Below are 11,736 nucleotides of genomic sequence, written 5' to 3' on the forward strand. Positions count from 1 at the left end.
CCTCAGGTAGGGGCCGGTGAGCCAACAATATCTGCCAACAATCTCCAATCTCAAAAACCCGCCCGGCCGGGATATTATGGTCCATCGCTCGGACATGATACGATCTCAGATCCCATGGATTTCTCTTTACCAGAAACAGCCTGGGAACAACGAAAAACCAATAAAAATGGGTAACTTGCAGCTTATGCTAATAGCGCAGCATTTGTGGGAATTAATTTTATTTCTGATTATTGTATTCGGCCCGATTCCCTTAAGCTTGTCTCTTGCCTTCGAGAATCAGAACGAAAACAAGAACTATTCATTTCCCCATTTTCTCCTCGTACTCCTGACGGGATGGAGCATTGCACAAGTTGGTATCGGCTTGATTTTAGGAAGTGCCGAGCGACTAAATATTTCAGCAGTCATTATAGCAGAAATTCTGATTTGTGCGATCGGCTTAATCCTGAGTTATGCCAAAAACCACACAGCTTTTACCTTCTCGCAGTGGCCGATTCCCCCAATCAAGCAACCTCTGGGCCAATCCGAATATCTAATTATTGCTGCCGCTGCTTTTGCAGGATTTGTGCTCTGGGAAACTATAGCAACCAAACCCACAACCAATTATGACTCATTGTGGTTTCACCTGCCTGCGATCGCCCGATGGTATCAAACCCATTCATTTACATTATTAGATGCCGCCGGAAATTGGATTTTCGATCACGAGCAAGCACGAGTATATCCCTACAATTGGCACGTTTTGTCTGCTTTGTGTTTGCTCCCCTTCGGAGAAGATTTTCTCACAGCTTTTCCCATGCTAATAGCGTGGGTACTTGAGGGAATTGCCGTTTATCTATTGAGCGCAAAATTTGGAGCTACCCGAATTCACGGTATGGCAGCAGCATCTTTAGTCTTGACAGTACCGATGATGCTCAACCAAGTTAACACCATTCACCCCGACTTACCGCTAGCTGCAATATTTACAGTGGGTTTGTATCTAGGTTTATCCTATCATACCAGCCGCTCGCAATCCGAACTCTCCCTATTTTTGGCAGTCGTAGGAATGCTATTCGGAATAAAAATCACCGGGATAGTCTATGGGGCTTCACTTTTAGGAGGATTAGCAATACTAGAAATTAAAAGATTCGTCCTTAATAAAAAATCTACACCAGCTAATTTTATAATTCGCCACTTTATCAAACCAGTCTTGCTGTGCGGCCTAGCTGGTTGCTTGTTTTTAGGAGGTTTTTGGTATGCGAGAAACTTGCTGCACATCAATTATCCTGTCGCCGATGCCAGGGATATTAAAGTTCCCTTACAGCCTGTTCCCTTACCGTCTCCCGTACCTGCGCCAACACCTCCCGTACAGCAGCCAACACCTATCCTACCTGCGCCGCCCGCTTCGCCGTCTTTCAATGCTTGGCAAAGCACTTTAGTCGCTCAATTTAATCCCAGCAATATTTCCCACTGGCAAACTCTCGGCTTGCAAATCATCATTAGGTTGCAACTGCCATTTATGGCGATCGCACTTCAGCTATTGGCAGCACCTCTGGCTTTGAGCAAAGGTAAAACCCGAATAATTAATCAAAATAATATTATTTTAATTGTACTTCTCGCCAGCACAGGAATTCTGTATCTAATTACACCTTACACGTCCGGTACTGCGGGAGAGTCGATCGGTCAACTCAGCCCTTTACTCGGTTTTAATCTCAGATACGGCTTTCCCTTTTTAAGCTTGCTGGGCATAGCAGCGGCAGCTACAGCAACTCAGCTCAAAACTAGAAATCAAGTTGTTGTCCCTGTTGTTTTAGTTAGCAGTATTTCGGGCATTATTAGCAGCACAATTTTTGACATTATTAAAAATTCTTCTTTTACCGGAAAGAGTATTGTTTGGGGAAGCGGATTGATTGACACGTTTAAATCTAATTTCGGGGAAGCTATGAATATTCTGAGCAAAATATTAAGTCCCAGTTTTCGATATTTAGCAATATATTCGTTGGTTTATATTGGATGGCTGCTGATGGGTTGGATTATATTTAAGAACCGTCCCAGTTTAATCCGGTTAAAAAATTTACTAACCAGCCTGAAAAAATCGAGTTACATAATAATAATTTGTATCTGTATAGCATTGATGGTAAATGCTAGTTTGGTGGCGAGGGAAAAGCGGGATATGGCTCGCACAGAACTCTATCGCGGCATTTACGAGTATCTTGATAAAAATACAGTACCAGATGAAAAAATAGGCTTCTTGTTAAGTCCCCGCAACTACCTGTTTTACGGGAAAAATTTGAACAGACAAGTTTTATATGTGCCGTTTAGAGGCGATCGACTTTCGGCATGGATTGACAACCTCCGGCAAAATAAAATTAGCACAGTGGGATTCGGGCCCGTCCCTGAGACAAACGCAGCTACCAGAAAAGCTCTCTCTTGGCTGACAAGTGCCGAGGGTCCGCTGCAACGAGTTTTCGGAAAAGATTTTAATAGTGAGCCGGTGTTGTATCGCTTGAAAAATTAAAATATATCAGTTATAATTATGACTTACGAACGGGTGTTCAGAAACCGGGTTTCTCAACCCAAATACTTGTTTAAGTTGTTCGGCATTTAAATTGCATATTTCGATCCCATATCAAAACTCGTCAAATCCTCGGACCCTCTCGGACTCTCCCCGAATCCCCCTCTAATACCATAAACAATCTAGGTGCATAACAGCTTATAACCCTCAATATCGGTTAAAAAACCCGGTTTCTTTGTGGGCGAGTGCGTAAGCCATAATCATGAACCAAGCTAAAACTCTATTTTCAATTATTGTTCCGACTTACAATCGCCCCGATAAATTAGCGGCGTGTCTCCAGTCTTTTGTGGAACTGGAATATCCGCGCGATAAATTTCAAGTCATTGTCGTCAACGACAGCACCGAAATATCTCTAGAAACTACAATTTCCCCTTTTCTTCATCAGCTAAATCTGACACTTCTAACACAACCCAACTCCGGTCCCGCAACGGCGCGAAATACTGGAGCTTTTGCCGCCAAAGGCAAATTTTTAGTGTTTACAGACGATGATTGTACTGTGGCGACAGATTGGCTGCAAAATCTGGAAAATCGATTTGTGGAAACACCAGACTGCTTAATCGGAGGTCGAACTGTAAACGCGCTGCCTGATAACATCTATTCTACTGCCAGCCAGCAACTGATCGATTACCTTTACAGTTACTATAATGCTATTGGCGATCGCGCGGAATTTTTCACTTCTAACAATTTTGCCTTGGACGCTGAAACTTTCCAAAAAATCGGCGGCTTTGACACGAGTTTTTCTCTAGCGGCTGGAGAAGACCGGGAATTTTGCTTTCGCTGGCTCAATTCCGGCTACGGCGCGGTCTACGCTCCAGAAGTTACAGTCTATCACTCCCACGCACTAACTCTACGCAAATTTTGGCAACAGCAATTTAATTATGGTAGAGGTGCTTTTTTGTTTCAGCAAATTATCTCGAAACGTGCGGCTAATCGGAAACTACAACATCCGTCATTTTATCTGAATTTGCTAACTTATCCATTGTTCCATACACCGGGAATTCAAAAGCTATTAATTGCAGCTTTGTTTTTAGTTTCTCAGGTGGGAATTGCTGCGGGGTTGTTTTGGGAGAAAAACAATTTTGTTGAGGAATAGAGTTTAATTTTTGAACCGCAGAGAACGCAGAGGACGCAGAGAGAGAGAAGTAAGAGTTAGTAGGTGCGTCAGATTTGAGCCGTCAATTATTGATAGAATAATTCGCTGACGGGGCACCCTACAACTACAACTCACAGCCAACAGTCAACGATCGCGGACGGTGCAACCGGAATCGATATCAAATATGAGCAAGGTGCGCCTGCTGCACTTTTCGATTAAATAAATCCGTGTTCTGCTAAGAATTCTGGTGTAATTGTTCCCAAACTGTTGATTGCGGGGGTTTCTTCCCAAGGTTCGGGATGCGATTTTGAGCCGCTTCTCAGAAATTTGGCGACATATTTGCCGAGAATATCTGCTTCTAAATTGACTAAACTTCCTGGTTGCAAATAGCTGAGGTTTGTCTCGGAAAAACTGTGGGGAATTACGGCAATTTCAAACCAATTACCGTCAGCATCACAATCTGCCACGGTTAAGCTGATGCCGTTGACGGCGATGCTGCCCTTGGAAACAATGTAAGGCGCGATTTGGCGGTGCCATCCCGAATTGGCGGATGGTGGGGCAGTAAACCGCATCTCCCAAGCGTTGGCGGTTTGGGTTGATGTCGCTAAAGTGCCGATCGCATCTACGTGCCCCGTTACGAAATGTCCCCCCAATTTGCTACCGGCCCGCAGGGAGGTTTCTAAGTTGACCCAAGCATCGGGGAATCCTCCCAAAGTAGTGCGGCGGAGGGTTTCTGGGGAAGCGACGGCGACAAAACCGGCAGGCAGAACTTCCACAACCGTCAAACAGACTCCATCCACCGCTACGCTGTCCCCAATGGCTAAATCTTGTAAAATTAGGTAGGAGTGGCTGGAGGTGCAGGAAATTTGGAAATAATCGTTGCCTAGCGACTTCAGCTTTCCGAGAGATTGAATTAGTCCTGTAAACATAAGTATTTTTCCGTAGTCGATCGCTTATTTACATCAAACCACACGCACAAACCAGACGCAGGAGCTTTTGCCGTCCCCCTCGGACCTCCCTGAGTCCATCTCAAATCTCAAATCTCTAATCTCCAATCGACAGTCCACGATTCGTTGCAGATTCAGGCGAAGATCGAGTCATACTGGATTTAGGTCATATTTATGTCCAAGCTCTCTACTGCCTTACAGTTTCTTAATTCTATGAGGCCGATCGAATGATTGAAATGAAAGTCGCTGGAATTGCCTTAGATGCAGCCACGCGCAGTCCTATTGTCTTATTGAGAGACGCTACTGAGCGACGGGCTTTGCCTATTTATATCGGTCAGGAGCAGGCAAAGGCTATTATTAGTTCTCTGGAAGGTCACAAGCCTCCTAGACCTTTAACTCACGATTTGATGGTCAATTTTTTAGAAGCCTGGAATCTTACCTTGGAGCGCATAGTTATTCACTCGCTGCAAGATAACACGTTCTATGCCGTGCTGATCGTCCGTCAAGGAGAAGTTAAAAAAGAGATCGATGCCCGACCTAGCGACGCGATCGCCCTAGCCCTGCGCACGAATAGCCCCATCTGGGTGATGGAAGAAGTCGTCGCCGATGCTTCCATACCGGTCGATCGAGATGCTGATGAAGCCGAACGCCGTGCATTCCGGGAATTTATCTCAAACCTCCGTCCAGAGGATTTGATCAAGAGAAGCGGCTTTAGCCCGGGCGAAACTTCCTAAAATTTATGCGCTATCGACGGTTTGGCAAAACTAACTTGCACCTGTCCGTATTTTCCTTGGGAACCATGCGCTATTTGGCTTCTGAGGAAACTGCCTGTCAGACTGTACAACAGGCCCTGTCTCAAGGAATCAATCACCTGGAAACGGCGGCGGGTTACGGTTGCAGCGAGGAATATCTCGGTGCGGCCCTCTCGGCTGGTTTGTCTGTCCATCGATCGCGCTTCCACGTTACTACGAAAATTTGCCCAACCTTCGATGCCTCAGCAATGGAACGCGACATCGACTCATCCCTCAAACGCCTGAATTTAGACTATATCGACTGTCTGGCAATTCACGGTTTGAATACTTGGGAACATTTAGCGATTGTGCGATCGCCCACAGGCTGCATGGAAGCTGTCCGCAACGCCCTAGCTGATGGTCGCATTCGGCACGTCGGCTTTTCGACTCACGGGCCTCTGGATCTGATTTTGGCTGCAATCAATACCGATTTGTTTGAATTTGTCAATCTGCATTATTACTATTTTTTTCAGCGCAACGCCCCGGCAATTGAACTCGCCAAGCACAAAGATATGGGCGTTTTCATCATTTCCCCAGCCGATAAAGGAGGGCAACTCTACACACCCCCGGAAACTCTCGCACAATTGTGCTGGCCTTTCTCGCCTTTAGAGTTGAACTATCGGTTTTTACTCAGCGATACTAGGATTGGGACTCTGAGTGTGGGGGCTGCAAATGCGACCGAATTAGAGCAACCTCTGAAATATGCCGATCGCGACAGAACCCTCACGGCGGCCGAAATCGCTGCGTTCGATCGGCTAGAATCGGTGATTGCAGCGAGTTTGAAAACCGACAAATGCAGCCAGTGCTATGCCTGTTTGCCTTGCCCGGAAAACATCAACATTCCCGAAGTATTGCGGCTTCGCAATCTCGCCGTCGGATGCGACATGATTGACTTTGGCAAATACCGCTATGCAATGTTTGAAAATGCCGGACACTGGTTTCCTGGCAGCAAAGGCAACCGCTGCACCGATTGCGGCGAATGTTTGCCCAGGTGTCCCGAAAAGTTAGACATCCCAACTTTGCTCAAAGATACTCACCAGCGACTTGGCGGTAAAGCAGGTAGGCGGTTGTGGGATTGAAAAAAAGGTGAAGCACGGAAAAGGTCGATCGAGCGTATTACAAAAATTCATTCAATTTATCGTCAAACATGATAATCTATAGACATCTATTTGGCTTTATTCTAACTCCCGGGGCCACATAATCCCCAAGCCAGAAACCCTTATGCACCTTGTAGAAAAGTATATTATTGACAAAAACCACTCTCTTTTTAAAGAGGCAAAAAGCTTATGCTTTCTCTCGAACTATCTTTTCAACTACGCTAACTATATCATCCGTAAAAAAATATTTAAAACCGGAGAATATCTCAACTACAACGCTATCCAAAAGCAATGTCAGGTAACCCCAGACTATACAGCTTTACCCGCCAAAATCTCTCAGGAAGTATTGTGGAGATTGCATGAGAGCGGGCTAGCTTGTTTTGCAGCAAACAAAGAATACAAACAATATCCAGATAAATTTAAGTCGGCCCCCAGAATTCCCAAGTACAAATACAAAACTCTCCGGCGCAGCGAGGTCACCTATACCTCCCAAGCAGTCAGTAAATCTGCCTTGAAAAAATGTTTAATACAGCGGTCTCAAACGCAGATTTTCTTGGCAACACACCTTAAAGAAGTATGTCAAGGACGAATTGTCCCTGGGGTCTACCGCTACCCAATAAAAATTGTCTACTTCAAGCCTGTTTCCCTTGAGAGGAGGGTCACGGGAACTATTGCAGGGATTGATATAGGCTTAAACAATCTTGCCACTTTGACGGAGAATCAGCCGGGATTTAAACCATTAATTATCAACGGGAATACTCTCAAATCAATTAATGTTTACTCTCATAAAAATAAGGCGAGTCTGCAATTTAAAAGACCGCCGGAAATCAAGACATCTCATCGTTTAAGGAGGTTAACCCACAAACGCAACTGTAAGATAGATAATTACTTGCACAGCGCGAGTCGCTCCCCGATCAATCATCGGGAAGTTAACTCGATAGAGACACTGGTGATTGGCCAAAATGACGGCCGGAAAACCGGGATAAATTTGGGCAAGAAAACGAATCAAAACATGGTGTCAATACCCCATGCCAAGTTTATTAAAATGTTGACGGATAAAGCCCAATTATTCGGAATCAATGTTGTGCTAGTAACCGAAGAGTACAAATCTATGTGTTATTTTCAGGATAACGAACCTTTATGCAAACAAGATTCTTATCAAAGCAAGCGAATTAAGAGGGGACTGTTTCGGCTCCGAAACGGGACTTTGATTAATGCAGATGTGAATGGTTCGTTAAATATTATCCGAAAAGCATTCCCCAACGCTTTTGTAGAGGGGATACAGGGGATAGCAGTACCTCCGGTAAGGATTACTCCTTACAAAACGGCTTGCTAGACAGGTGCCTATATTTGTCTATAAAGCTTATAACTATCTAAGTGTTGCAATAATTAGGCTAAACTTTAGTTGAACTGAATTTACGATAAAGTCGAGCGAAAAACTACTTAGCTTGGGGACTGTCGGCTGGAGCATCCCGATTTGGCAAAAAGCGTTTTTGAGGAGTGCGAGCATCCTGCACAGCAAAGCTTATATCTCGCTTCGTAATCTTCGGCTCGCAATCCTGTGAAAGAACTCATTTGGATGCTCGCAACAAACTTTAAATAGGAGCTGACAGTAGATGTAAAAATAACTAAATAATACAATCTCATAGAACAGCGAGAATTTGATTTATTTGAGAATACCCCAGTCATTTTCTTGCTTTGTTGGGCCCGGCGAGAGGGAACCATTTTATGATGAGTGATTAACCGAACTCGATATAAAACCTAAAATGGTTCAACTGAGCGCTCACACCGAAGTCAAAAATCAAAAATCAAAAATCAAAAATCAAAAATTGATTGCCTTCAAGATTAATTGATCGCGTGTCATCAACAACGGATTCAGCATCTACTACTATGGCTCATACTCAGTTAAACGACAGCCAGAAAAATTGTCTGCAGCAAACTAAAGTTGCGACTTCCGAAAGAAGATGGAAAGCAGCTTTCAGGCCGTGCACCTACAACTTATCTATTACCAGAAAACAGCTAATCGGGTTCCTGGCTTTACAAACAATCTTGCCAGTCGGACTAACGGGAGCAGCAATTTGGCTAACATCGGTACTTGGCAGCAATCAACTGCAAAATCAAGCTAAATCAGAGCTGAGCGTTAGTGAAATTAACTATAATCTCCACCTCGATCGCGCCGCCGACCGTTTGCAAAACTCCGCTGAGGGCAAAACGATCGCCCAAACAGCCTTAGCTTACAACAGCGGCGATAAGATATCAGATTTGGAAAAACCTGTCAAGCAAATTCTGGAAAATCAAATCAAAACAGGATTGATAGACAGTGCTGCCTTAGTTGTAAAAAACGGGGAGATTGTGGCTAGCGTCAACCCCAACGATTTGGGAAAAAGTTTTAACCTGCAAAAAATAGTCGATCGAGTATTCGCTGCAAAAAAGCCCGTTACCGCCAGCGAAATCATTGCCAAATCAGAAGTTCAGGAACAATTGGGATCTAGGCCGCCCTCGGAGGGCAAGAGCCCTGTTCTCGTCCGCTATGCAGCAATTCCCATAAAAGATCTAAAAAATCAGACAGTGATTGCTGCCTTAGTGTTAGGAAAAATTATCACCCAAACCTCGGTAGTTGCTAGCAGCGAAACCCTCAATTTACAGGGCGGCGGATATCAGGCTATCTACGCACCGCTAGCTGACGGCAAATTTGTTTTGGCAAGTTCCCAAACATTTACAAAAAACCAACAGTTACCAGACTTGGTGGCAGAAAAATCGCTGCTGAAATCTGCACTCGCCGGCGGCGGCAAATTAGTCGCCGCCGACGTACAAACAGGGAGTCAAACTCATGCAGTAGCTGCCCAATCCCTGGACAATTTAGCCGGAAAACCCGCAGCAATTTTAGTGCGGGGCATCCCCAAAACCTCGATCGAAACTTGGTGGGGCAACAACTGGCTGCTGCTGGCACTGTCTGGGGCTGCCGTTGTCCCCTTCGCCTTGGCAGTTGCAGTCACCCGCCGGATTGCCAAACCCACAAACTCAGATTTATCAACAGCAGACGGGAATGGGGCATCTAACTCCACCGCCGAACCGCAGCAGCGATCCCGGAAGTTAGATATAATTTCTGATAATTTAAATTTCGGCGAATTCCCAGATTTATTCCCAAAAAAATCGAGTTTAGACGGTCAATTAGCGATAGATTTTCAATATAAAAAATTTGCCGGCGATCGGGGGATATCAAATTTCCCAATCCCGCTAACTTTCCCACCCCCAGAATTGCCCGCACACTGCGTCTCAAAGCAGCCGCGGACGGTACATACAGAACTAGAGAAAAGCGCGATCGCCTTAAATCAAGTGCAGAAAGCTTGGCAAGACTTAAATCGCCTCAACTTGGAATTGCAGCGAGAAATACTCAAACACCAAAATACTCAAAAAGCCCTGGAAAAGAGCGAAGCACTGCTGCAAGCGATTTTAGACTACTCAACAGCAATGATTTATATCAAAGATGTTGACGGAAAATACCTGCTCACCAACCGCCATTTTAACAAGTTGTTCCACTTGACAAAAGAGCAAATAATAGGCAAAACAGACGGCGATATTTTGCCCAAAGACAAAGCAGCAGTCCTGCGAGAAAATGACCTGAAAGTTCTCGAAGCCTGCTCGCCTCTAAGTATGGAAGAAGTCATCCCTCAAGACGACGGGGCGCACACTTATATTTCTCTCAAATTTCCCCTTTGCAACGAAGAAGGCACAGCTTATGCAGTCGGTACAATTTCTACAGACGTGAGCGATCGCAAACTTGCCGAACTCACCCTAGAAAAAGCCAAAGCAGAACTAGAAATAGAAGTCGAACAGCGCACCCTATTCCTCCAACAAGCCAACGAACTCTTGCAGTTTGAACTCGCTGCCAAAGTCCGCGGCGCCATCGCCGTCAGACAAATGACCGCTCAGGTAGCCCGACACGCCAGAACAGTTGACGGTATTCTCAGCGCCTCCCTCGACCTAATTTTTCTAGTAGATCGATCGGGAAGGTACACTTATGTCAGTCGCACCGCCGCTCAAGCTGCCGGCATGGACTCCAGAGATATGATTAGCAAAACCTGGCAGGAATTAGGCTGGTCGCCAGACATTATGCAGCGGGTTCACGAAGAATGCGACACCATATTTACCACAGCCGAGCCCAAGAAAGGGGAAGTAATCGTCCCCACGGCAAGCTGGGGAACCCGCGACTACGAGTACATTCTCAGCCCGCTTTGTGCCACAGACGGCAGCGTCGAAGCGGTGGTGGCGACACTGCGGGATATCACCGAACGCAAAGACGCCGAGGAAGCGTGGCAGTTGGCCAAAGAAGCCGCAGAAGTCGCCAACCGCGCCAAGAGTGCTTTTCTGGCAAACATGAGCCACGAGTTGCGCACTCCCCTGAACGCGATTATCGGCTACAGCGATATGCTGGTGGAAGATGCCGAAGAGTTAGGCAACTTAGAGGTAGTCTCGGATTTAGACAAAATTCGCACTGCTGGCAAACACTTGCTGCGGCTGATAGACGACATTCTCGACATCTCCAAAATTGAAGCTGACAAGATGGATATTTACCTCGAAAGCTTCGATGTCGGCGGCTTAATCGAGGAGGTGGCAACAACCATCAAACCGCTAATGGATAAAAACTGCAATACTTTGCAAGTATTGAGTTCTGACAATATCGGCGCTATGCACGGGGATTTGATGAAAGTGCGGCAGGTAATTTTGAATCTGCTCAGCAATGCTGCTAAATTTTCTGCTAATGGGACGATCGTACTTACTGTCGAAAGAATTACAAGTGAAGAATTAAAAAATAAATATCAACCGAGAGTTGCTCAAATGTTAATTTTGGATTCAGACTTTTTATTTTTCCGAGTGACGGACACGGGCATCGGCATGACACAAGAGCAGCAAGAGCGGCTGTTCCAACCTTTCACTCAAGCCGACAATTCAACTACTCGCAAGTACGGCGGTACTGGTTTGGGACTCACTATCAGCCAGCGTTTCTGTCAGATGATGGGTGGCGATATTGAAGTTACTAGCGAGTTAGGTTGCGGTTCTACTTTTACTGCTTTTATGCCTGCTTCATTGTTTAAGCGATCGGAATTTTAACAAGGAAAGCAGCACCAATAAGAGCAATAAGAGTTGGCGCTTGCAACCGCTCCTATACAAACAATGTCCGCCTCTGCGGACTGAAGAATAATAAAATTAACTGGTTAACTTCCAGGCTCCAGCCTGGGAACCTAAATCTAGAGGCTCT

General features: G+C 45.4%; 7 protein-coding genes. 6 read left to right on the forward strand and 1 reads right to left on the reverse strand.

Annotation, left to right across the window (positions count from 1 at the left end; genetic code table 11):
• Positions 1–166 precede the first annotated feature (166 nt).
• Both QUB56_RS12750 and QUB56_RS12755 read left to right on the forward strand, forming a co-directional pair.
• The gene (locus tag QUB56_RS12750) at positions 167–2,491 is read left to right on the forward strand and encodes a glycosyltransferase family 39 protein (protein ID WP_332955576.1); all 2,325 of its coding nucleotides are present in this window, start codon (positions 167–169) and stop codon (positions 2,489–2,491) included.
• A gap of 259 nt (positions 2,492–2,750) precedes the next feature.
• The gene (locus QUB56_RS12755) at positions 2,751–3,641 is read left to right on the forward strand and encodes a glycosyltransferase (protein WP_332955577.1); all 891 of its coding nucleotides are present in this window, start codon (positions 2,751–2,753) and stop codon (positions 3,639–3,641) included.
• A 215-nt stretch (positions 3,642–3,856) separates the two neighbouring features.
• On the opposite strand, the gene ribE is transcribed toward QUB56_RS12755, so the two are convergent.
• Entirely contained in the window at positions 3,857–4,570 is a 714-nt protein-coding gene (gene ribE, locus QUB56_RS12760; protein ID WP_332955578.1) for a riboflavin synthase, read from the reverse strand.
• Between the two features lie 245 nt (positions 4,571–4,815).
• Between ribE and QUB56_RS12765 the strand changes: the two genes are divergently transcribed.
• From QUB56_RS12765 to QUB56_RS12780, 4 genes are all read left to right on the forward strand, one after another.
• Positions 4,816–5,322 (forward strand): bifunctional nuclease family protein, encoded by a 507-nt coding sequence (locus QUB56_RS12765; RefSeq protein WP_172185863.1) that lies wholly within the window; start codon positions 4,816–4,818, stop codon positions 5,320–5,322.
• 5 nt (positions 5,323–5,327) lie between these two features.
• Entirely contained in the window at positions 5,328–6,458 is a 1,131-nt protein-coding gene (locus QUB56_RS12770; protein ID WP_332955579.1) for an aldo/keto reductase, read from the forward strand.
• 142 nt (positions 6,459–6,600) lie between these two features.
• On the forward strand, positions 6,601–7,812 hold the full coding sequence (locus QUB56_RS12775; protein WP_332955581.1) for a transposase: 1,212 nt from the start codon (positions 6,601–6,603) through the stop codon (positions 7,810–7,812).
• 554 nt (positions 7,813–8,366) lie between these two features.
• Positions 8,367–11,588, forward strand: a complete 3,222-nt coding sequence (locus tag QUB56_RS12780; protein ID WP_332955582.1) for a PAS domain-containing protein — start codon at positions 8,367–8,369, stop codon at positions 11,586–11,588.
• Positions 11,589–11,736 lie beyond the last annotated feature (148 nt).

It is taken from the genome of Microcoleus sp. AR_TQ3_B6, from assembly GCF_036702785.1.
GTDB lineage: Bacteria > Cyanobacteriota > Cyanobacteriia > Cyanobacteriales > Microcoleaceae > Microcoleus.

What these genes read in the sequence shown, in the direction of transcription:
- QUB56_RS12750 (WP_332955576.1), top strand. Translation starts at nt 167, where the DNA reads ATGGGTAACTTGCAGCTTATGCTAATAGCGCAGCATTTGTGGGAATTA.
- QUB56_RS12755 (WP_332955577.1), top strand. Translation starts at nt 2,751, where the DNA reads ATGAACCAAGCTAAAACTCTATTTTCAATTATTGTTCCGACTTACAAT.
- ribE (WP_332955578.1), bottom strand. Translation starts at nt 4,570, where the DNA reads ATGTTTACAGGACTAATTCAATCTCTCGGAAAGCTGAAGTCGCTAGGC.
- QUB56_RS12765 (WP_172185863.1), top strand. Translation starts at nt 4,816, where the DNA reads ATGATTGAAATGAAAGTCGCTGGAATTGCCTTAGATGCAGCCACGCGC.
- QUB56_RS12770 (WP_332955579.1), top strand. Translation starts at nt 5,328, where the DNA reads ATGCGCTATCGACGGTTTGGCAAAACTAACTTGCACCTGTCCGTATTT.
- QUB56_RS12775 (WP_332955581.1), top strand. Translation starts at nt 6,601, where the DNA reads ATGCACCTTGTAGAAAAGTATATTATTGACAAAAACCACTCTCTTTTT.
- QUB56_RS12780 (WP_332955582.1), top strand. Translation starts at nt 8,367, where the DNA reads ATGGCTCATACTCAGTTAAACGACAGCCAGAAAAATTGTCTGCAGCAA.